A 20,101-nucleotide genomic window follows, 5' to 3' on the forward strand; every position below is an offset into this window, starting at 1 on the left:
GCAAAATGCGGGGCTGTATCGACCCGCGAGTTTTGCCATGCGCCTGTCGCAATTCCACCTGCATACCGAGAAGGAAACCCCGGCCGAGGCCGAGATCGTCAGCCACAAGCTGATGCTCAAGGCCGGCATGATCCGCAAGCTGGCCGCCGGCCTCTATACCTGGTCGCCGCTGGGCCTGCGCGTGCTGCGCAAGGTGGAAAACATCGTGCGCGAGGAAATGACCCGCGCCGGCGCCATCGAAACCCTGATGCCGACCATCCAGCCGCGCGAGCTGTGGGAGGAAACCGGGCGCTGGCAGAAATTCGGCGGCCAACTGCTGAAAATAGAAGATCGCAAGGAAGCCGGTTACTGCTATGCGCCGACCGCCGAGGAAGTGATCACCGATTTCGCCCGCCACGAGCTGTCCAGCTACAAGCAGCTGCCGGTCAATTTCTTCCAGATCCAGACCAAGTTCCGCGACGAGATACGCCCGCGCTTCGGCGTGATGCGCGCGCGCGAATTCCTGATGAAGGACGCCTACTCCTTCCACCTGGATGAAGCCTCGCTGCAAGCCGAATACCGCAACATGTACCAAGCCTATTCGCGGATATTCACCCGGCTGGGCCTGAAGTTCCGCGCGGTCTTCGCCGATACCGGCGCCATCGGCGGTTCGGCCTCCCACGAATTCCACGTACTGGCCGATTCCGGCGAGGATGCCATCGCGTTTTCCGATGCCTCCGATTACGCCGCCAACGTGGAACTGGCCGAAGCCGTCTCGCCCGGCGAGCGGCCCACCGCCACCGAAAGCATGCGCAGGATCGACACCCCGACGCAGAAAACCTGCGAGGACGTCGCCGCCTTGCTGGATGTCGCGCTCGATCGCACCGTCAAATCGGTGGCGATGATGGGGGAAGACGCCGAGGGCAACCCGCAATTCGTGCTGGCGCTGGTGCGCGGCGACCACGCCGTCAACGAAATCAAGCTGTCCAAGTTGCCGGGCCTGGCCGACTACCGCCTGGCCAACGAGCACGAAATCCGCGACCACCTGGGCGCCACGCCCGGTTTTCTCGGCCCGCTGGATCCGGCCAAACCCATCCGCGTCATCGCCGATCGCGGTGTGGCGGCAATGGCCGATTTCGTGGTCGGCGCCAACCAGGACGGCTTCCACCTCGCCGGCGTCAACTGGGGCCGCGACCTGCCGGAGCCGGAAACCGCCGATATCCGCAACGTGGTCGAGCACGACCCATCGCCCGACGGGCGCGGCAGGCTTGGCATCGCCCGCGGCATCGAGGTCGGCCATGTATTCGCGCTCGGCGACAGGTATTCCAAGGCGATGGCCTGCACCGTGCTGGATGCCGGCGGCAAACCGGTGAACCCGCTGATGGGCTGTTATGGCATCGGCGTTTCACGAATCGTCGCCGCGGCCATCGAGCAAAGCCACGACGAGGCCGGCATCCGCTGGCCGGCGGCGATGGCGCCCTGGCAAGCCGCGATCTGCCTGATCAACCCGAAAAACAACCCCGAAGTCGCCGAGGCGGCCGAGGCGCTGTACCGCGATTTGAACGCCGCCGGCATCGATACCGTGCTCGACGACCGTGGCCTGCGCCCCGGCGCGATGTTCGCCGACATCGAGCTGATCGGCATCCCGCACCGGGTGGTGGTATCGGAGCGCGGGCTCGCCGCCGCCACCTTCGAGTATCGCCGGCGCGACGCCGGCGAGCCGGAAACCCTCGACCGGGAAACCCTGCTGACCCGGCTCCACAGCTGAACGAAATCGCCGAATATCGAATCCGCAATTATTCAGGTGTTTACTCTCGATTATCTCCGCATTATCATGCGCGCCAGGCAAGATGCCTGCCAATGGACAGGGATGGCAGACAAGAACGTAACCCGGAGAACGTCGTGGATATCACCAATCTAAACAGCAAGGAACTCGCCGACCTGATCAGTCAGGCGCAGAAGCGCAAGAAAGTGCTGGCCAAGCGCAAGCCGATCAACCAGGTTCGCGCCTCGATCAACAAGATCGTGCGGACCTCCGGTTACACTTTCGAAGACTTGTTCGGCAGTGTCGGCAACACGCCCAAGACCACTCGCGCCCGCAAGGCCGCCAGCAAGGCCCCGCGCAAGGCGACCGCCAAGGTGGAGCCGAAGTACCGCAACCCGGCCAACGCCCAGGAAACCTGGACCGGCCGCGGCAAGCAGCCACGCTGGCTGGCCGCCTACGTGGCCACCGGCCGTCAGGTCGAGGAATTTCTGATCAACAAGGGTTGAGCGGTTTCCGCGATACTTCGAAAGCGCCGGGAAACCGGCGCTTTCCGTTTGTGTGGCACCTGGCGGGCGCTCAGAGGTTGCGCCGCGGCGGCGCCAGCAGATTGCCGAACATCAATCCCGCGATCAGCGCCAGCAGAATGTTCAGCACCGCCATCAACGCCGCCTGGCCGGCACTCATGTCCTGTTGCTGCATCAGGGTCATCAATCCGCGGAAACTCACGCTGCCCGGCACCAGCAGGATGATCCCCGGCACCCGGATCAGCGCCCCCGGGCGATTGCTGAAACGCGCATACAGGTTGCCGGCGACGGTCAGGCCAAGCGCGCTCAGGAAAACCCCGACGGCGCTGCCCATGGCCTCTCCGGCCAGGCGCGAAATCAGATACCCCGCGGCGGCCGCGCACATCACCAGCGGATAATCCCGACGGCTGGCGCGAAACGCCACCGCAAAGGCGTAACAGCTGACCAGCAGCCCCAGCCCCTCCACCCAGAACGGCTGCGGGCGGCTAAAGAGAACCATCGGCTCCAGCCCACTCCATTCCGCCATCGTGAGCGCGATCATCGTGCCGATGGTGAGCTTCAATATCGTGCTGACCGCGCCGGCGAAACGCGCCGTGCCGGCCACCAGGTGTTGGCTGGTCAATTCGTTGATCGCATTGGTCAGCGCCATGCCGGGCAGCAGGACGATCACCGAGGCGATGATCACGGTATTGAGATTGAGCGGCGCGATCAAACCGGCCACCAGCACCGCCAGCGTCGCCGCCAACATCGCCGCCAGCGCTTCCATCGATTCCCGCAACAACGGCTGGCGCGAAACCGCGTAGTCGAGCAGGCCAATGCACAAACCGGCGAAAGTGGCGGTGGCGACATCCAGCCACGGCATTCTGAGCAGCATGGCCACGCCACCGGCCACCATGCTGAAGGCGAGCACCTGCATCAGTTGCCAGCGCCGGGTCGGAACGCGGTCGAGCCGCTCCAGTTCGGCATGTCCCTTGATGATGCCGATCCGCCCGGTCAGCACGTCCTCGGCGATACGGTCGACGCGCACTAGACGGCAGAGGTCGGTGTCGCCCGGCGGCAAGCGAATCACCCGGGTGATGTCGTTGGTGTTCGGGTCGTCGGGGTCACGGAAGGTCAGGATCATCCCGGTCGGGTTGATCCATGGCTCGCACTCCACCGACAGCCTGGAGGAAACCGCCAGCAGCGCACCTTCCAGCCGCTGCGCGGTGGTGCCGTAGGCATGCAGGCGTTCCGCCAGTTCGGTGATGAAGGCGACGCGCGCCGGCCACGGCGCGCTGGACAGGGAGTTGGGCGACATGCGGAAAGCATGACACGGAAGCCTCGCCGCTCCATCCCCCGCGAAAGTCGGTTCCGCGTCAACACCGTGAGCGCCCGGAGCCGATAACATGCGCGGACACGGAACCCACTGATGACCGCCTCCCTCAACCCCGCGCCCGTTGCCGAATTCGACGCCGCCAGCGGCGAGCTGCGCCTGCGCGGCCAATGGACGCTGGCGCAAGCGACGTCGATCGCCCACGCGCTCGCCAAAGCGGACGGCGCCATCAAGCGCATCGACGCGCGCAATGTGGACGCCCTCGATTCGCTCGGCGTGCTGCAACTCCAGCACTTCGCCCTCGATCACGGCATGGGACGCGACCAGTTCGCCTTCCGCCCCGACCACCACGCACTGGTGGAAGCGATCGTCGATGTCGGCCAGGACCGCCCGAAACACACGCGCGACCTCGGCTTCCGCGCCGCGCTCGGCCGGCTGGGCTACGCGGTGGCCGGCAACTGGCGGGAGATCGTCGCGCTGGCGAGCTTCTTCGGCGAGTGCATCGTCAAGACCCTGCGCCTCTTCAGGGAGCCGCGCCGCCTGCGCGTCACCAGCGTGGTCCACCACATGGAACAGGTCGGCCTGGACGCGGTGCCGCTGGTGCTGCTGCTCACCTTCCTGGTCGGCGCGGTGCTGGCCTTCCTCGGCGCGAACATCCTCAGGGACTTCGGCGCGACGATCCTCGTCGTCGATCTGGTCAACATCGCCTTCCTACGCGAATTCGCCGTGCTGCTGACCGCGATCCTGCTGGCCGGACGCACCGCCAGCGCCTTCACCGCGCAGATCGGCGCGATGGTCAGCCGCGAGGAGGTCGATGCGATCCGCACCCTCGGCCTCGACCCGGTCGACCTGCTGGTGATCCCGCGCGTGCTGGCGCTCATCATCATGCTGCCGCTGCTCACCTTCCTGGCCATGGTGGCCGGGCTGATCGGTGGCCTGTCGGTCGGCGCCTTCAGCCTGGACATCCCGCCGCCGGCCTATCTGGCGCGGATACAGGAAACCATCGACATCGGCGATTTCTGGGTCGGCATGTCGAAGGCGCCGGCGTTCGCGCTGGTGATCGGACTGATCGGCTGCCTGGAGGGTCTGCAAGTCAAGGGCACGGCGCAGTCGGTCGGCGAGCGCACCACCTCCAGCGTGGTGCAGACGATCTCGCTGGTGATCGTGCTCGACGCGCTCGCCGCGATCTGGTTCATGCACATGGGCTGGTGAGATGGAAGAAGCCGGACGCCCCCACCGCGCACAGACCACCGCCGATGATGGCGGCGACAGCATCATCCGCGTGCGCGGCCTGGTCAACCGCTTCGGCAGCCAGACCGTGCACGACGGGCTCGACCTCGACGTGCGCCGCGGCGAGATCCTCGGCGTGGTCGGCGGCTCGGGCACCGGCAAATCGGTGCTGATGCGCAGCATCATCGGCCTGCGCCGACCCGACGCGGGCGAGATCAAGGTCATGGGCATCGACGCGCTATCCGACAACATCGCCGACCGTCTCGCGGTCGAGCGCAATACCGGCGTGCTGTTCCAGGACGGCGCGCTGTTTTCCTCGCTGAGCGTCGGCGAGAACGTGGAAGTGCCGATCAAGGAACACTACCCGGCGCTGGGCGACGACCTCCGCTACGAACTAGCGCTATTGAAAGTGAAGCTGTCCGGCCTCTCCGCCGAGGCCATGGACAAGCTGCCCTCGCAACTCTCCGGCGGCATGCGCAAGCGTGCCGGCCTGGCCCGCGCGCTAGCGCTCGACCCGCCGCTGCTGTTTCTCGACGAACCCACCGCCGGGCTCGATCCCATCGGCGCCGCCGCCTTCGACGAGCTGCTGCGCACGCTGTGCGAAGCGCTCGGCTTGAGCGTGTTCCTGATTACCCACGACCTCGATACGCTCTACACCATCTGCGACCGGGTGGCGGTACTGGCGGAGAAAAAAGTGATCGTCAACGCCCCCCTGCCCGAGGTGGAGAAATTCGACCACCCCTGGGTACGGGAATACTTCCACGGCCCGCGCGCGCGCGCGGCGCAGGCCGCGGCAATCGGCGAGCGCGCGGCCCTGCGGCAACGCATCACCACGGAATAAACGCGATGGAAACCAAGGCCAATTACGTCCTGATAGGCAGTTTCACCATCCTCATCACCGCCTTCCTGCTCGGCTTCGCGCTATGGGCGGCGAAGTACTCCTCGGATGCCAGCTGGCAACGCTACCAGGTGATCTTCAACGAGCCGGTCACCGGCCTCAGCGAAGGCAGCGGTGTGCAGTACAACGGCATTTCGGTCGGCACGGTGGAGAAACTCTCGCTCGATCCACGCGACCCCCGCCGGGTGGAAGCCATCCTCAAGCTGAAGAACGATGCCCCGGTGAAAGTGGACACCCGCGCCAAGATGTCGATGGCCGGCCTGACCGGCAGCCCCTTCATCCAGCTCACCGGCGGCAGCCCGGACACCCCTCTGCTGCGTCCCGATCACCGCAACGACATGCCCGTGATCCAGACCGAACCGTCCGCCTTGCAGAACATTTCCGATACCGCCAACAAGCTGGTGGCGCGGCTGGACAAGGCGCTTAGTGAGGAGAACATCCAACGCATCTCCGACACCCTGGAAAACCTGCGCGCCACCACCGACGCCATCGGCAGCCAGCGCGAGGACATCCGCCAACTGCTGGTCAACGCGCGCATGGCAAGCGAGGACCTGCGCAAGACGCTCGACACCACCAACCGCGCACTGACCAAGGTCGACCGCGAAGTGATCGCCAAGCTGCCGGCGACGATGGACAAACTCGACCACGCCATCGCCTCGTTCCAGTCGGCCGGAGAGAACGCCAATTCGCTGGTGGCGGAAAACCGCGCGCCAATCGGCCAGTTCACCCGCGACGGCCTGCAACAGATAGCGCCGACGCTGGCCGAATTGCGCGCGCTGATGCGCGACCTGCGCCGGATCAGCGACCGCCTCGACGACAATCCCGCCGGCTACCTGCTCTCGCGCGAGCAGCCCAAGGAGTTCAGCCCGAAATGAACCACATCGCCCCGCGCACGTTCGCGCTCCTCCTCGCCCTGGCCGCGCTGGCCGGTTGCGGCATCGTGCCCAAGAAAAGTGAAATCACTTTGTATTCGCCACGGATTTCCGCCGTGCCCGATCCGGCCTGGCCGCGCGCCGGGGCGCAACTGGTCGTGATGCGCCCCAGCGCCGACCGCCTGACCGACAGCAACCGGATCGTCGTCCGGCCGACCCCGGGCGAGGCCCAGGTCTACCGTGGCGCGAGCTGGGTGCAGCCAGCGCCGGACATGCTGCAAGACGCGGTCATCCACCTGCTGGAGGACAGCGGCAAGCTCAACGGCGTGGCGCGACGCGGCGGCGGCATCGCCGGCGATTTCAATCTCGCGCTCGACATCCGCCGTTTCGATGCCGATTACGCCGGCGGCGACAAACCAACCGCGGTGGTGGAAGTGTCCGCCAGCCTGATCCGCAACGACCGCAACCAGGTGGCCGGACATCGCGTGTTTCGTGCCAGCACGCCAGCGGCGGGCGTCGAGGTGGCGGACGTATCACGAGCCTTCGAGCAAGCCCTGTCGCAAGTGGCGAAAGAGGTTTCCGGCTGGTCGCTGCGGGCCATGGACGAGGCGCGCTGAGCCTCAGCGCAGGATACGGCGAAAGGTCAGGTTGATCCGTGGCCCGACCGGCTTCGCCGTCCTCGGCAGCGCATGGCGATACCGCCGCTGGCTCTCGCCGTGCATCAACAGCAGGTCGCCGGCGGCGAGGTCGATCGCATGGCGGCCGCCCGCCTCCGCCTTCAGCAGGAAGCGCCGTGTCGCGCCCAGGCTCAGGGAGGCGATCAGCGGCGCATCGCCCAGTTCCGGCTCGTCGTCGCGGTGCCAGCCCATCGCATCGCGGCCATCGCGATAGAGATTGGCAAGAACGCTGTTGAAACCGGCCCCCAGCTCGGCCTCCAGCGCCTCGCGCAGGCGGGCCACCGCCGGCGGCCACGGCCTCGGCTCGAAACGGTTGCCGCAATAGCGATAGACCGCGCCTGGATCGCCGATCCAGCAGGACAGACGCGGCGCTGCCAGCGTGCGCCCGAACATCCGTATGTGGTGGGTTTCCCACGGCACGCCGACTCGCAATTGGGCGAACAGGTTGGCCGCGACCGCCTCCGGCAGCCAGCCAGGACGATGGTCGATGCAGGGGAGCGAAAATGCGCGCATCCCCGCATCGTCCCGATTTGCCGGGCGCGGCGCAAACATCGACAATTCGCTCAGGAATCCATCCCAATGCCAGACGCGCTCGCGCGCGTCCGGGGCCAGGTACGAATGCGGCGCGCGGTACAGGCCGCGCCCGGCCACGAACCGAGAAACGCGTCGCCGAGAATGTCGATGTCGGCCCGGGCCGGTCAGATCGGCCTCGCGCCCGCACGGGACAGCGGGACGGATTCTCCCCACCAGGAGCCACGATGAACAACATCCAGCCAGAAATCGAACGCGACGTGATGGAGTACGACGTCGTCACCGTCGGCGCCGGCCCCGCCGGCCTTGCCTTCGCCATCCGGCTGAAGCAGCTCGCCCCGGACCTCTCGGTCTGCGTGATCGAGAAAGGCGCGACCGTCGGCGCGCACATCCTCTCCGGCGCGGTGATCGAGCCTCAACCCCTCGACGCATTGCTGCCCGGCTGGCGCGACAATCCGCCTCCGATCTGCGTGCCGGCGAAGGAAGACGAATTCTGGATGCTCGGCCGCGCCGGCCAGCGCCGACTGCCGTTGCCGCCGGGCATGCACAACACCGGCAACTTCATCGTCTCGCTGGGCGCGCTGTGCGCGTGGCTGGCGCCGCAAGCCGAAGCGCTCGGCGTGGAAGTGTTTCCGGGCTTCGCCGCGGCCGACACCCTGCACGACGACGACGGCAAGGTGATCGGCGTACGCATCGGCGACATGGGTGTCGCGAAGGACGGCGCGCCCAAGCCGAGCTACACACCGGGCATCGACATCCACGCCAGGGTCACGGTACTGGCCGAAGGCGCGCGCGGTTCGCTGACCAAGCAGCTCATCAAGCGCTTCGGGCTGGATGCCGAGTGCGATCCGCAGAGTTATTCCATCGGCATCAAGGAGCTGTGGCAGGTGCCTGAAGCGCGTGTCAGCCCCGGCAAGATCGTGCACACGCTGGGCTGGCCGGCCGACGACCACACCTACGGCGGCAGCTTCCTCTACCACCTGGAGGGGGGACGCGTGGCGCTGGGCTATGTCAGCGGCCTGGACTATCGAGACCCCGAATACAAACCGTGGGAAGCCTTCCAACAATGGAAGGCGCATCCATTGATCGCCCCTTTGCTGGAAGGCGGGCAGATCGTTTCCGCCGGCGCGCGCGCGATCGTCACCGGCGGCTGGCAGTCCCTGCCGAAGGTGGAGATGCCGGGCGCGCTCTTGATCGGCGACGGCGCGGGCCTGCTCAACGTGCCGAAGATCAAGGGCACCCATCAGGCGATCAGGTCGGGCATGTTGGCGGCCGAGCATCTCTTCGCCAACCAACTCGTGACGGAGGGCTTCGATGCCAGGCTGCGCGACTCCGAGGTGATGGCCGAATTGCGCAAGGTGCGCAACATCAAGCCAGGCTTCAAAAAGGGGCTGTGGCTCGGCATGCTGAATGCCGCCTGGGAAACCGTGACCGGCGGCGCCTCGCCCTGGACGCTCAAGCAGAGCGCCGATTACGCCGCCACCGAAAAACTCGGCCGCGCCCAGCCCGAGCGCGATTACGTGCCACGCACCCTGCCGCCGCGCGACCGCTTGCAGGGTGTGTTCTACGCCTCCACCTCGCACGACGAAGACCAGCCGGTGCACCTCAAGGTCGCCGACACCAGCGTCTGCGCCACCACCTGCGTCGAGGAGTACGACAACCCCTGCACGCGCTTCTGCCCGGCCGCGGTGTACGAAATGGTCGAGGACGCCAGCCAACCGCACGGCAAACGCCTCCAGATCAACGCCGCCAACTGCGTGCACTGCAAGACCTGCGACATCAAGGACCCCTACCAGATCATCGACTGGGTGACGCCCGAGGGCGGCTCGGGGCCGAACTACCAGAATCTCTGAAGTCCGTCGGCAGGCAAACGAAAACGCCGCCCGCGGGCGGCGTTTTCCATCGAGCGGGCAATGCGGCTTCGATCAGCGCAACGGCACCCCGGTCTTCTCCCCCGCCTCCTCCGCACTGACGCCCGGCGCCAACTCGGCGATCTTCAGCCCTTCCGGCGTCACGTCGAACACGCCCAGCTCGGTGATGATGCGATCGACCACGCCAAGCCCGGTCAACGGCAGCGTGCACTCGGGCAGGATCTTCGGGCTGCCGTTCTTGGTGACATGCTCCATCAGCACCACCACGCGCTTGACGCCGGCCACCAGGTCCATCGCGCCGCCCATGCCCTTGACCATCTTGCCGGGCACCATCCAGTTGGCCAGGTCGCCCTTGTCGGTAACTTCCATCGCGCCCAGGATGGCCAGGTCGATGTGACCGCCGCGGATCATGGCGAAGGAGTCGTGGCTGCCGAAGAAACTGGCCCCCGGCATCGTGGTCACGGTCTGCTTACCGGCATTGATGAGATCGGCGTCGACCTCGTCCTCGGTCGGGAACGGGCCGATGCCGAGCAGGCCGTTTTCGCTTTGCAGCCAGACCTCCATGCCCTCGGGGATGTAGTTCGCCACCAGCGTCGGCAGGCCGATGCCGAGGTTCACGTAAGCGCCATCGCCGAGCTCCTGCGCGGCGCGTTTGGCCATTTCGTCACGGGTCCAAGCCATCTCAGTTGCCCTCCTGCCGCACGGTGCGTTGTTCGATACGTTTCTCCGGGGTTTCGTTCACCACGATGCGGTCGACGTGGATGCCCGGCAGATGCACCTGGTCGGGGTCGATCTGACCGATTTCGACCAGCTCCTCCACCTCCGCCACGCAAATCCGGCCCGCCATCGCGCAAACCGGGTTGAAGTTACGCGCCGTCTTCTTGAACACCAGATTGCCGGCCTTGTCGGCCTTCCACGCCTTGACCAGCGAGACATCGGCCTTGAGCGCGGTTTCCATCACGTAATGCTGGCCATCGAACTCGCGGGTTTCCTTGCCTTCGGCCACCACCGTGCCGTAGCCGGTGGCGGTGAAGAAGGCCGGAATGCCCGCGCCACCGGCGCGCAGGCGCTCGGCCAGCGTGCCTTGCGGGTTGAATTCCAGCGCCAACTCGCCCGCCAGGAACTGGCGCTCGAACTCCTTGTTCTCGCCCACGTAGGACGAAATCATCTTGCCGACCTGCCGGGTCTCCAGCAGCACGCCGAGGCCGAAGCCATCCACGCCCGCGTTGTTGGAGATGACGGTGAGATTCTTCACGCCGGAATCGCGCAACGCGGCGATCAACGCCTCGGGGATGCCGCAGAGGCCGAAGCCGCCGACCGCCAGCGTCTGTCCATCGGCGACGATGTCGGCCAGCGCCGTCCGGGCATCGGGTTGCAGTTTGTTTCGACTCATCGATACGCACCATTGCCTGTGAAAGCGGCCAGTGTATCGCGCGGCGGCGACCCGGCCGGATGCCCTGGCCGAAAGTACAGGGGACGGCGATCAGCTTCGGCCGTAGACATCCTCCAGCCGCTCGATGTCGTCCTCGCCCAGGTAGCCGCCGGACTGCACTTCGATCAACTCGACCGGCTCGTCGCTGGCGTTGCGCAGGCGATGCACGCTGCCCTGCGGAATGTAGGTGCTCTGGTTCGCCCGCAATTCGAACACGCGCTCGTCGCAGGTCACTTCGGCGCGCCCCGAGACCACCACCCAGTGCTCGGCGCGATGGCGATGGCGTTGCAGGCTCAGCGCCGCGCCGGGCTTCACCACGATGCGCTTGACCTGGAAGCCCTCGCCCACCGACAGGGAGTCGTAGCTGCCCCACGGCCGATAGACCTTGCGATGATGCAGATGCTCGGTGCGACCCTCGGCCTTCAGCCGGTCGACCAGTTTCTTGACGTCCTGCACGCGGTCGCGATGCGCGACCAGTACCGCATCGGCGGTATCGACCACGATCAAATCGCGCACCCCGAGCGCGGCGACCAACCGGTCATCGGCGGCTTGCAGGTAACTGTCGCGGGTATCGAAGGCAAGCGTGTCTCCCAGTTGCACGTTGCCATCGGCATCGCGCGCGCCGACGCTCCACAGCGACGACCAGCTGCCGACGTCGCTCCAACCGCAATCGACCGGCACCACGGCGGCATCGGCCGCCCGCTCCATCACCGCGTAGTCGATCGAATCGCTGGGGCTTCGCGCGAAGGCTTCGGCATCGACGCGAATGAAGTCGAGGTCCCGCTTCGCCCGCGCATACGCCTCGCGGGCGGCATCGAGAATGGCCGGCGCATGCGCGGCCAGCGCGGCCAGATAGGCATCGGCGCGGAACAGGAACATGCCGGAATTCCACAAATAATCGCCGCCGGCGAGATAGCCCCGCGCACGCTCGGCATCGGGTTTCTCGACGAAGGCGTCGATGGCATGCACCCCGCTTCCCAGCGATTCGCCGATGCGGATGTAGCCATAGCCGGTTTCGGCGTATTCCGGCCGGATGCCGAAAGTCACCAGCGCCCCACCGATCGCACGCGGCAACCCGGCCCGCACCGCGGCGTGGAAAGCCGGCTCATCGCGGATCAGATGGTCGGCCGGCAAGACCAGCAGCACGCCGTCGGGATCGACGGCGAGGACATGCAGCGCCGCCAGCGCGATGGCCGGCGCCGTGTTGCGTGCGACCGGCTCCAGCAGAATGCCGCCACTGGCCAGACCGATTGCCTGCAACTGCTCGCCGACCATGAAGCGGTGATCCTCCGCGCAAACGGTGAGTACCGCGGTGGTATCCCTCAATACCGCGACCCGGCGCGCGGTCGCCTGGAACAACGTGTCATCGCCCACCAGCGGCAGGAACTGCTTGGGCGTGTTGCTGCGCGAACGCGGCCACAGGCGGGTGCCGCTGCCGCCGCTGAGGATCACGGGATGAATCATGGTTCGACGCTGGATCGGGTGGGTCGCCAGCCTACTTCATCGCGTTACGGCGAGCGCGTCGAGTACCCCATCCAACCCTTCGCGCCAATCGGGCAGAGTCAGCCGCCAGTCATCGCGAAGTGTTCGCGTATCCAGCACCGAATAAGCGGGACGCCGGGCCGGGGTGGGAAACTCGGCGCTGGCGATCGGCAAGACCCGCGGCTTGCGCGTGATCAGGCCGCGTCGATGCGCTGCGTCGATGATCGCTTCGGCGAACCCATGCCAGGTGGTGACGCCCTCCGGCGTCAGATGCCAGGTACCGTTGTCCCGCGCGGGCGCGGCGACGATCTTCGCCGTGACATCGGCAATCAACGCCGCCGGCGTCGGCGTGCCATGTTGGTCGGCGACCACGCGCAGTTCCTCGCGCTCACCGGCAAGGCGCAGCATGGTCAGCAGGAAGTTCCTTCCATGATGGGCATAGACCCACGCGGTACGCAGGATGGCGTGCGCGCAACCACTCGCGCGAACCGCCTCTTCGCCGGCCAGTTTGCTTTGCCCGTACACGCCCAGCGGCGCGGTGGCGTCGGCGGGACGATACGCTCGCTCGCCCTGCCCATCGAACACGTAATCGGTCGAATAGTGAACGAGATATGCACCGCGTTTCGCGCAGGCATCGGCGATAACGCGCGGCGCCTCGGCATTGACGCGGAACGCGGCCGCGCGCTCGTCCTCGGCCTTGTCCACGGCGGTATAGGCGGCGGCGTTCACCACGACCTCCGGCGCGGCGCGCTCGATCAACGCGGCCAGCGTTTCGGGGCGATCGAAGTCGGCAACCTCGCCCAATTCACCCGTGCGGGTGGCCGCGACGACCTCGCCCAGCGGCGCCAGCGCACGCCGACACTCCGTGCCGACCTGCCCGTTCGCTCCCAGCAGCAGGATCCTCATCGTGGATACATCGGCAGCCTTTCGGCGGGAATGTCCGCCAGAAATGGCGCGGCGGCATCCTTCGGAGACAGGATCGGCGAGGAAACCGGCCAATCGATGGCGAGATCGGCATCGTTCCAGGCGAGGCTGGCATCGGCCGCGGCGTCGTAGGTTTCGGTGCAGAGATAGGTGAACAAGGCGCTTTCACTCAACACCACGAAGCCGTGGGCGAAGCCTTCCGGAATCCAGAAATGGCGCTTGTTTTCGGCACTCAACACCACGGCCGTCCACTTGCCGAACGTCGGCGACCCGTGGCGGATATCGACCGCCACGTCCCACACCTCACCCTGCGCCACGGAAACCAACTTGCCCTGCGGTTTCGGCCACTGGTAGTGCAGACCGCGCAGCACGCCCATGGCCGATGCCGATACGTTTCCCTGCTTGAAATGGAGATCGAGGCCGTGTTCGGCCAGCTTGTCGGCATTGAAGGATTCGTAGAAAAAGCCGCGCGCATCGCCAAACACCCGCGGCTCGACGATCAAGCAGCCCGGAAGCCCGGTTTCGATGATTTTCATGGCACATGGCCCCGCTCGGGCAAGTCCAGCAGATAGCGGCCATAACCATTCTTGGCCAAAGGTCTGGCCAGGGCTTCAAGCTGGGCCACGTCGATCCAGCCATTGATATAGGCGACTTCCTCCGGGCAGCACACCCGCAACCCCTGCCGCTTCTCGATGGTCTCGATGTAGTTGGCCGCTTCGAGCAGCGAGCCGTGCGTGCCGGTGTCGAGCCAGGCATATCCGCGTCCCAACTGCTCCAGGTGCAACGCGCCCGCTTCCAGATAGACCTTGTTGAGATCGGTGATTTCCAGCTCTCCACGCGCGGACGGCTTGAGTGCGGCGGCGAATTCCGGCGCGCGGCCATCGTAGAAGTACAGGCCGGTCACAGCGTAATGGGAACGCGGGTTGGCCGGTTTCTCCTCCAGGCCGACGACCTTGCCCTCGGCATCGAATTCGGCCACGCCGTAGCGCTCCGGGTCCTGCACCCAATAGCCGAAGACCGTCGCGCCCTCGCCACGCGCATCGGCGCGCTTGAGCATCGCGGTCAGGCCCGGGCCGTGGAAGATGTTGTCGCCCAACACCAAGCAACTTGGCGCGCCGTCTAGGAACTCGGCCCCGATGGTGAAGGCCTGCGCCAGCCCGTCCGGGCTCGGCTGCGCCGCATATTCGAACTTCATGCCCCACTGCGACCCATCGCCCAGCAGGTTCTTGAACAGCGCCTGCTCGTGCGGCGTGTTGATGATCAACACTTCGCGAATGCCCGCCAGCATCAAGACGCCCAGCGGGTAATAGATCATCGGCTTGTCGTACACCGGCAGCAGTTGCTTGCTGATGCCCTGGGTGATCGGATAGAGGCGGGTGCCGGAACCACCGGCCAGGATGATGCCCTTGCGTTGCATGTCCGCGTCTCCTTACGCCTGGCCGATTCGTTCGAGCCGGTACGAGCCATCCAGCACACGGTCCACCCACGCCTGATGGGCGAGGTACCAGTCGACGGTATCGGCGATGCCCTGCTCGAACGTATGCGCGGGCTCCCACCCCAGATCGCGCTTGAGCTTCGAAGCATCGATGGCATAGCGGCGGTCATGCCCCGGGCGATCCTTGACGTAGGTGATCTGCGATTCGTATTTCGCGCCATCGGTACGTGGCCGCTTCTCGTCCAGCAGCGCACAGATCGTCTTCACCACCTCGATGTTCCGCTGCTCCGCATTGCCGCCGACGTTGTAGGTTTCCCCCGCCACGCCCTTCTCCAGCACGGCACGGATCGCGGCACAGTGATCGCCGACGTAAAGCCAGTCGCGCACGTTCCTGCCATCGCCATAGATCGGCAGCGGCTCGCCGGCCATGGCCTTGGCGATGACCAGCGGGATCAGCTTTTCCGGGAATTGGTAAGGCCCGTAGTTGTTGCTGCAATTGGTGGTCAGCACCGGTAGACCATAGGTGTGGTGGAAAGCCCGCACCAGGTGATCCGAGGCCGCCTTGCTGGCCGAATACGGTGAATTCGGCGCATACGGCGTGCTCTCGGTGAACAGGCCCGTATCGCCCAGCGAGCCGTAGACCTCATCGGTGGAGACGTGCAGGAAGCGGAAGGCCTCACGCTTCGCTTCATCGAGGGTTTTCCAATAGTCGCGAGTCGCCTCCAGCAGGCCCAGAGTGCCGACCACATTGGTCTGGACGAAGGCCCCCGGCCCGTCGATCGACCGGTCGACATGGCTCTCGGCTGCGAAGTTGATCAGCGCATCGGGTTGGTGTTCGGCCAACAGCTTCGCCACCAGTTCACGGTCACCGATATCGCCCTGAACGAACACATGGCGGGGATCGCCATCCAGCGTGGCCAGCGTGTCGCGGTTGCCGGCATAGGTCAGCAGGTCCAGATTGACCACCTTGACACCACCGCGTACCGCCTCCAGCACAAAGTTGCCGCCGATGAAACCGGCGCCGCCGGTGACTAGCCAAGTCCGCATGTTCCCAGTCCATAGATTTGAGGAGCGGCCATTGTAAGCCCCGCCTGCCGACCACCGCCTGCCACCCGCCAAGCGTCAGTTAGAATGCTTTTTCAGGCGGGAGCTGCCCGCATGCTTTCAGGATGCTGCCACAATCATGAAAATCCTCGTCGGCTACAAACGCGTCATCGACGCCAACGTTCGCGTCCAGGTCAAACCCGATGGTTCGGGCGTCGTGACCGATGGCGTCAAGCTCTCGGCCAATCCGTTCGACGACATCGCGCTCGAAGAGGCCCTGCGCCTGCGCGACAAGGGCATCGCCACCGAAGTGGTGGTCGCTGCCATCGCGCCCGCCGATGCCCAGCCGCATCTTCGCAATGGCCTGGCCATGGGCGCCAACCGGGCGATCCACGTAGTGGCCGATGGCCCGGTGCAACCGCTGAGCGCCGCCCGCACCCTGCTGAAATTGGTCGAAAAGGAGCAACCGGACATCGTCCTGCTCGGTAAGCAGGCGATCGACGACGACGCCAGCCAGACCGGCCAGATGCTGGCCACGTTGTGGGGCCGCCCACAGGCCACGTTCGCCAGCAAGCTGGAAGTCGCCGATGGCAAGGCCAGCGTCACCCGCGAAGTGGATGCCGGGCTGGAAACGCTCGAAATCGACCTTCCGGCCGTGATCACGACCGACCTGCGCCTCAACGAACCACGCTTCATCAAGCTGCCAGACATCATGAAAGCGAAGAGCAAGCCGCTGGAAACCATCATGTTGGCCGACCTGGGCGTCGAGAGCGCCGATACGCTCAAGATCAGCCACTACGCCGCGCCAACCCAGCGCAGCCGCGGCGTGATGGTGAAAGACGCGGCGGAACTCGTCGCCAAGCTGAAGGAAAAGGGATTGCTGTGATGCCGCCGCGCCGGGACGACCGGCGCGCCACAGTATTCCACATTGCCGACACATCGGCCCCCAAAGATCCAGTGGAGCTCACCATGTCCAAAGTCCTCATCATCGCCGAGCATCAGGACGGCAAACTCAACGCCGCCACCGCCAAATGCGTATCGGCCGCCAAGGCCCTGAACCCCGAAGCCATCGACATCACCGTACTCGCCGCAGAGCCCACTGGCATCGCCGCCGAGGCTGCGCTGCTCGAAGGCGTATCGAAGGTACTGGCCATCGCCAACCCCGCCAACGAGCACGCCATTGCCCAGATATTGGCGCCGCAGATCGCCAAGCTGACCGCCGGCTACAGCCACGTGTTCGGCCCGAGCACGACTTTCGGCAAAGACCTCATGCCCTGCGTCGCCGCGTTGCTCGGCGTCGCCCAGGTTTCCGACCTGATGAAGGTGGAAGGCCCGCATACCTTCAACCGCCCGATCTATGCCGGCAACGCCATCATCACCGTTGAGGCTCCCGCCGATCAGATCGTCATCGCCACCATTCGTACCGCGTCCTGGCCGCAAACCGCCGGCGGCGGCAATGCGGCGGTCGAGAGCTTGACGCTCGACGTTCAACTCCCGAACCATACCCGCTTCATCAAACTCGAATCCGGCAAATCCGACCGCCCCGACCTGCAAAGCGCACGCCGGGTGGTATCCGGTGGCCGCGGCGTCGGCAGCGCCGAAAACTTCAAGATCATCTACGACCTGGCCGACAAGCTTGGCGCTGCCGTCGGCGCTTCGCGCGCGGCGGTCGATGCCGGCTACGTCCCCAACGACATGCAGGTTGGACAGACCGGCAAGATCATCGCCCCGGAACTTTACATCGCTATAGGCATTTCCGGCGCCATCCAGCACCTGACCGGCATTAAGGATGCCGGCACGATCGTCGCCATCAATAAGGATGCCGATGCCCCGATCTTCGAGATTGCGGATATCGGGTTGGCGGGGGATTTGTTCTCAATCTTGCCTGAGCTTGAAAAAACGCTGTAACGGCACTTATACCGAACAACGATACGAGCCACAGATACCACCAAACAAAATTTTTATTACCCCCCTTCCACTTGACAGTGCGATCTTTCTTCATGGATGGACGTTTTTTCAGGTTTCTGATTTCCGGCGGCACAGCCGCAGCGACGGAGTACCTGATCTTCATCCTTATGCATGCAACCCTGGGAGGCGCTTGGCTGGTACTAAGCCAAACGCTTAGCTTCGCCTGTGGCTTCATCGTCAGCTTCCTTCTCAACCGTGGCTGGGTATTTCACAGCCACGGCGAGATGAAAGCGGAACTTCTAAAATATGGTGCAATTGCCGGGATTAACCTTGTAGCAGGTAACGCGGCGATGTTGCTATTGACCGGTCCCATCGGGCTGAATCAGTACGTTTCCAAACTGTTGGTTATGGCATGCATTGCTGGCTGTAACTACTTGATTTTTTCAAAACTTGTCTTCAATCAGCACACCGGCAAGGCATGACTCCATGTCACTCGAATACTCCAATGTCGCCATCGTCATCCCAGCCTACAATGAAGGCAGCGCGATCAAGAACACAATCTTGGCCATACCACATAGCTTTCCGAATGTCATAGTGGTCGACGACGGAAGTCGGGACGATACGCCCAGCCGTGTACTTGAAACGCATGCGCGCCTGATTAAACACCCAATCAATCTGGGTCAAGGTGCTGGGTTGCAAACGGGTATCGACGCGGCATTGCTCGACCCGAACATAGAATATATTGTGACCTTCGATGCCGATGGTCAGCACCGGATTGAAGACGTAGAAAGCATGCTTGCCTACGCAAAGCAGCACAAAATACAAATCGTGATGGGATCACGCTTCCTCGGAAAAGCTATCAATATGCCGCAGATGAAGCGATTGATCCTAAAATTGGCCGTATGGTTTTCCAACACCACCACAGGCGTAACCCTCACCGACACCCATAATGGCTTACGTGTGATCCATCGCTCGGCGGCAGAGCGCCTGAAACTGGAACTCCCCGACTTCTCACATGCCTCAGAGATCGTGGAACGTATTGGCGAGGAGAGGTTTAGCTATGCCGAAGTTCCAGTCACGATCATTTATAGCGAATACTCCCGTAGCAAGGGACAGTCAATGATTAACGCCATCAATATTGCATTCGATGCCATCCTCAGGAAAGTGATTAAGTAACCATGCTCATTCGATTCCTACTGATCGCCTCGACTCTGACCATCGCGTGGTACTTTCTTACATCACGGGGCACGAGCTGGTCCAACGCATTTAAGAAAGTCCTTCTAGTCGGCTTCATAATTGCAGCGATCATTGCGATCATGGTTCCTGATAGCCTTACAGCACTAGCCCACATAGTTGGCGTTGGCCGTGGCACTGATTTGCTGGTCTATGCTCTAGTACAGGTAGTAGCATTCCAAATGTTCAATACCTATGCCAAGGACAAACAGAACCAAAAACAGATCGTACATCTCGCCCGTCGCATTGCGATCTTGGAAGCGTTGAATAATCCAGACACCGCAAGGCAGCCGGGGCAGCATAGTGACGAGTGAGCCCCCCCCCCCTCGCACTTCCAATACCCTGTACCAGTTGACCAATATTTCAGCAACCGTTCTTAGTCGCATACTAAGAACCGAGACCTATTGAGCAGTCGAAATCCCCTCTAACTACTAAAGATAGCCCGTGCTACCCTGATCTTTGGCAACTTCACCACAAGTAGTTCAATATCTTCCACTGCCTCTGCTTTTGTCAGTTCTTTTCTCATATGGTCTTAGTTAACGAAGTCGGCATCTCCAATACCTGTTGAACTTCTCATGCCGGGGATCAGACCCTGGTCGTTTTTGCTTCTAGCCAGTGAGACTTCCACATCGTCAGTTGATAACCAGGTATACCTATAAGCATGTATACCTTGCTGCTTCTCTTGTATTTATATCCGCCCCAACGGACGGATTGTAAGAACCGCATCTTTAATACCCCCCCAGAATATGTTAAGCACGTTAAGGGATCACGTCGACATTATCGACACATCAAAATAGCGAAGTGTAGCCCTGCCAAGGTTTTGACAATCCCCCACACTCCCAAGCCAACCACCGAAGCAATTGATTCAGCCAAAGCTACATTCGACCTGCCAGCCCCTGAACAGGAATACGAATCCTTCTTGGCTTTAGACGCTTGACCACCAACAAGTGAATGCCTCCTCCCTTCGCTGGTTCTGCCACATCT

Annotated in this window: 21 protein-coding genes; 12 read left to right on the top strand and 9 right to left on the bottom strand. The window is 63.9% G+C overall.

Features of this window, described 5'->3' with window-relative positions; translation table 11 throughout:
* Window positions 1-37 precede the first annotated feature (37 nt).
* Together EBB59_RS05405 and EBB59_RS05410 are read left to right on the top strand one after the other, a co-directional pair.
* Entirely contained in the window at window positions 38-1,747 is a 1,710-nt protein-coding gene (locus EBB59_RS05405) for a proline--tRNA ligase (protein ID WP_122101126.1), read from the top strand.
* Between the two features lie 134 nt (window positions 1,748-1,881).
* Complete coding sequence (locus EBB59_RS05410) at window positions 1,882-2,250, top strand: H-NS histone family protein (RefSeq protein ID WP_245979078.1); 369 nt, start codon at window positions 1,882-1,884, stop codon at window positions 2,248-2,250.
* A 70-nt stretch (window positions 2,251-2,320) separates the two neighbouring features.
* On the opposite strand, the gene EBB59_RS05415 is transcribed toward EBB59_RS05410, so the two are convergent.
* On the bottom strand, window positions 2,321-3,565 hold the full coding sequence (locus EBB59_RS05415) for a threonine/serine exporter family protein (protein ID WP_122101128.1): 1,245 nt from the start codon (window positions 3,563-3,565) through the stop codon (window positions 2,321-2,323).
* A 111-nt stretch (window positions 3,566-3,676) separates the two neighbouring features.
* Between EBB59_RS05415 and EBB59_RS05420 the strand changes: the two genes are divergently transcribed.
* The 4 genes from EBB59_RS05420 to EBB59_RS05435 are packed head-to-tail and all read left to right on the top strand — an operon-like array spanning window position 3,677 to window position 7,197.
* Window positions 3,677-4,792 carry an MlaE family ABC transporter permease gene (locus EBB59_RS05420; protein WP_122101129.1) on the top strand — a complete coding sequence of 372 codons (1,116 nt, stop codon included), beginning with the start codon at window positions 3,677-3,679 and terminating at the stop codon, window positions 4,790-4,792.
* A 1-nt stretch (window position 4,793) separates the two neighbouring features.
* A complete protein-coding gene (locus EBB59_RS05425) occupies window positions 4,794-5,651 on the top strand; it encodes an ABC transporter ATP-binding protein (protein WP_122101130.1) in 858 nt (285 codons plus the stop codon).
* A 5-nt stretch (window positions 5,652-5,656) separates the two neighbouring features.
* The gene (locus tag EBB59_RS05430; protein WP_122101131.1) at window positions 5,657-6,583 is read left to right on the top strand and encodes an MlaD family protein; all 927 of its coding nucleotides are present in this window, start codon (window positions 5,657-5,659) and stop codon (window positions 6,581-6,583) included.
* Window positions 6,580-7,197 (top strand): ABC-type transport auxiliary lipoprotein family protein, encoded by a 618-nt coding sequence (locus EBB59_RS05435; RefSeq protein WP_122101132.1) that lies wholly within the window; start codon window positions 6,580-6,582, stop codon window positions 7,195-7,197. Before EBB59_RS05430 ends, EBB59_RS05435 begins: the two co-directional genes overlap by 4 nt.
* A 3-nt stretch (window positions 7,198-7,200) precedes the next feature.
* Here the strand turns inward: EBB59_RS05435 and EBB59_RS05440 are convergent, their stop codons facing one another.
* On the bottom strand, window positions 7,201-7,770 hold the full coding sequence (locus EBB59_RS05440) for an alpha-ketoglutarate-dependent dioxygenase AlkB family protein (protein ID WP_122101240.1): 570 nt from the start codon (window positions 7,768-7,770) through the stop codon (window positions 7,201-7,203).
* Window positions 7,771-8,015: 245 nt separating this feature from the next.
* On the opposite strand from EBB59_RS05440, the gene EBB59_RS05445 reads away from it, so the two are divergent.
* Window positions 8,016-9,641 (top strand): electron transfer flavoprotein-ubiquinone oxidoreductase, encoded by a 1,626-nt coding sequence (locus EBB59_RS05445; RefSeq protein WP_122101133.1) that lies wholly within the window; start codon window positions 8,016-8,018, stop codon window positions 9,639-9,641.
* A 72-nt stretch (window positions 9,642-9,713) separates the two neighbouring features.
* Here the strand turns inward: EBB59_RS05445 and EBB59_RS05450 are convergent, their stop codons facing one another.
* The 7 genes from EBB59_RS05450 to rfbB all read right to left on the bottom strand — a co-directional run bounded on the left by EBB59_RS05450 (window position 9,714) and on the right by rfbB (window position 15,979).
* Entirely contained in the window at window positions 9,714-10,340 is a 627-nt protein-coding gene (locus EBB59_RS05450) for a CoA transferase subunit B (RefSeq protein ID WP_122101134.1), read from the bottom strand.
* A gap of 1 nt (window position 10,341) precedes the next feature.
* On the bottom strand, window positions 10,342-11,052 hold the full coding sequence (locus EBB59_RS05455) for a CoA transferase subunit A (RefSeq protein ID WP_122101135.1): 711 nt from the start codon (window positions 11,050-11,052) through the stop codon (window positions 10,342-10,344).
* Between the two features lie 90 nt (window positions 11,053-11,142).
* Complete coding sequence (locus EBB59_RS05460; protein ID WP_122101136.1) at window positions 11,143-12,555, bottom strand: mannose-1-phosphate guanylyltransferase/mannose-6-phosphate isomerase; 1,413 nt, start codon at window positions 12,553-12,555, stop codon at window positions 11,143-11,145.
* Window positions 12,556-12,591: 36 nt separating this feature from the next.
* Window positions 12,592-13,479 carry a dTDP-4-dehydrorhamnose reductase gene (rfbD, locus tag EBB59_RS05465; protein WP_122101137.1) on the bottom strand — a complete coding sequence of 296 codons (888 nt, stop codon included), beginning with the start codon at window positions 13,477-13,479 and terminating at the stop codon, window positions 12,592-12,594.
* A complete protein-coding gene (rfbC, locus tag EBB59_RS05470) occupies window positions 13,476-14,033 on the bottom strand; it encodes a dTDP-4-dehydrorhamnose 3,5-epimerase (protein WP_122101138.1) in 558 nt (185 codons plus the stop codon). The genes rfbD and rfbC overlap by 4 nt, the downstream gene beginning before the upstream one ends.
* Window positions 14,030-14,914: a glucose-1-phosphate thymidylyltransferase RfbA gene (rfbA, locus tag EBB59_RS05475; protein ID WP_122101139.1), complete on the bottom strand. Its 885-nt coding sequence runs from the start codon at window positions 14,912-14,914 to the stop codon at window positions 14,030-14,032. The genes rfbC and rfbA overlap by 4 nt, the downstream gene beginning before the upstream one ends.
* Window positions 14,915-14,926: 12 nt before the next feature.
* Window positions 14,927-15,979, bottom strand: a complete 1,053-nt coding sequence (rfbB, locus tag EBB59_RS05480; protein ID WP_122101140.1) for a dTDP-glucose 4,6-dehydratase — start codon at window positions 15,977-15,979, stop codon at window positions 14,927-14,929.
* A gap of 136 nt (window positions 15,980-16,115) precedes the next feature.
* Between rfbB and EBB59_RS05485 the strand changes: the two genes are divergently transcribed.
* The 5 genes from EBB59_RS05485 to EBB59_RS05505 all read left to right on the top strand — a co-directional run bounded on the left by EBB59_RS05485 (window position 16,116) and on the right by EBB59_RS05505 (window position 19,431).
* On the top strand, window positions 16,116-16,862 hold the full coding sequence (locus EBB59_RS05485; protein ID WP_122101141.1) for an electron transfer flavoprotein subunit beta/FixA family protein: 747 nt from the start codon (window positions 16,116-16,118) through the stop codon (window positions 16,860-16,862).
* A gap of 83 nt (window positions 16,863-16,945) precedes the next feature.
* Window positions 16,946-17,884: an electron transfer flavoprotein subunit alpha/FixB family protein gene (locus tag EBB59_RS05490; RefSeq protein WP_122101241.1), complete on the top strand. Its 939-nt coding sequence runs from the start codon at window positions 16,946-16,948 to the stop codon at window positions 17,882-17,884.
* 92 nt (window positions 17,885-17,976) lie between these two features.
* On the top strand, window positions 17,977-18,366 hold the full coding sequence (locus EBB59_RS05495; protein WP_122101142.1) for a GtrA family protein: 390 nt from the start codon (window positions 17,977-17,979) through the stop codon (window positions 18,364-18,366).
* 4 nt (window positions 18,367-18,370) lie between these two features.
* Window positions 18,371-19,060, top strand: a complete 690-nt coding sequence (locus tag EBB59_RS05500; RefSeq protein WP_122101143.1) for a glycosyltransferase family 2 protein — start codon at window positions 18,371-18,373, stop codon at window positions 19,058-19,060.
* A gap of 2 nt (window positions 19,061-19,062) precedes the next feature.
* Entirely contained in the window at window positions 19,063-19,431 is a 369-nt protein-coding gene (locus EBB59_RS05505; protein ID WP_122101144.1) for a DUF2304 domain-containing protein, read from the top strand.
* The last annotated feature ends 670 nt before the right edge of the window (window positions 19,432-20,101 follow it).

Source organism: Solilutibacter pythonis (assembly GCF_003697345.1).
GTDB lineage: Bacteria > Pseudomonadota > Gammaproteobacteria > Xanthomonadales > Xanthomonadaceae > Solilutibacter > Solilutibacter pythonis.

Bases quoted from the DNA above. Each gene is read 5' to 3' on its own strand.
- EBB59_RS05405 (WP_122101126.1), top strand. From the start codon at position 38: ATGCGCCTGTCGCAATTCCACCTGCATACCGAGAAGGAAACCCCGGCC.
- EBB59_RS05415 (WP_122101128.1), bottom strand. From the start codon at position 3,565: ATGTCGCCCAACTCCCTGTCCAGCGCGCCGTGGCCGGCGCGCGTCGCC.
- EBB59_RS05420 (WP_122101129.1), top strand. From the start codon at position 3,677: ATGACCGCCTCCCTCAACCCCGCGCCCGTTGCCGAATTCGACGCCGCC.
- EBB59_RS05425 (WP_122101130.1), top strand. From the start codon at position 4,794: ATGGAAGAAGCCGGACGCCCCCACCGCGCACAGACCACCGCCGATGAT.
- EBB59_RS05430 (WP_122101131.1), top strand. From the start codon at position 5,657: ATGGAAACCAAGGCCAATTACGTCCTGATAGGCAGTTTCACCATCCTC.
- EBB59_RS05435 (WP_122101132.1), top strand. From the start codon at position 6,580: ATGAACCACATCGCCCCGCGCACGTTCGCGCTCCTCCTCGCCCTGGCC.
- EBB59_RS05440 (WP_122101240.1), bottom strand. From the start codon at position 7,770: ATGCGCGCATTTTCGCTCCCCTGCATCGACCATCGTCCTGGCTGGCTG.
- EBB59_RS05445 (WP_122101133.1), top strand. From the start codon at position 8,016: ATGAACAACATCCAGCCAGAAATCGAACGCGACGTGATGGAGTACGAC.
- EBB59_RS05450 (WP_122101134.1), bottom strand. From the start codon at position 10,340: ATGGCTTGGACCCGTGACGAAATGGCCAAACGCGCCGCGCAGGAGCTC.
- EBB59_RS05455 (WP_122101135.1), bottom strand. From the start codon at position 11,052: ATGAGTCGAAACAAACTGCAACCCGATGCCCGGACGGCGCTGGCCGAC.
- EBB59_RS05460 (WP_122101136.1), bottom strand. From the start codon at position 12,555: ATGATTCATCCCGTGATCCTCAGCGGCGGCAGCGGCACCCGCCTGTGG.
- rfbD (WP_122101137.1), bottom strand. From the start codon at position 13,479: ATGAGGATCCTGCTGCTGGGAGCGAACGGGCAGGTCGGCACGGAGTGT.
- rfbC (WP_122101138.1), bottom strand. From the start codon at position 14,033: ATGAAAATCATCGAAACCGGGCTTCCGGGCTGCTTGATCGTCGAGCCG.
- rfbA (WP_122101139.1), bottom strand. From the start codon at position 14,914: ATGCAACGCAAGGGCATCATCCTGGCCGGTGGTTCCGGCACCCGCCTC.
- rfbB (WP_122101140.1), bottom strand. From the start codon at position 15,979: ATGCGGACTTGGCTAGTCACCGGCGGCGCCGGTTTCATCGGCGGCAAC.
- EBB59_RS05485 (WP_122101141.1), top strand. From the start codon at position 16,116: ATGAAAATCCTCGTCGGCTACAAACGCGTCATCGACGCCAACGTTCGC.
- EBB59_RS05490 (WP_122101241.1), top strand. From the start codon at position 16,946: ATGTCCAAAGTCCTCATCATCGCCGAGCATCAGGACGGCAAACTCAAC.
- EBB59_RS05495 (WP_122101142.1), top strand. From the start codon at position 17,977: ATGGATGGACGTTTTTTCAGGTTTCTGATTTCCGGCGGCACAGCCGCA.
- EBB59_RS05500 (WP_122101143.1), top strand. From the start codon at position 18,371: ATGTCACTCGAATACTCCAATGTCGCCATCGTCATCCCAGCCTACAAT.
- EBB59_RS05505 (WP_122101144.1), top strand. From the start codon at position 19,063: ATGCTCATTCGATTCCTACTGATCGCCTCGACTCTGACCATCGCGTGG.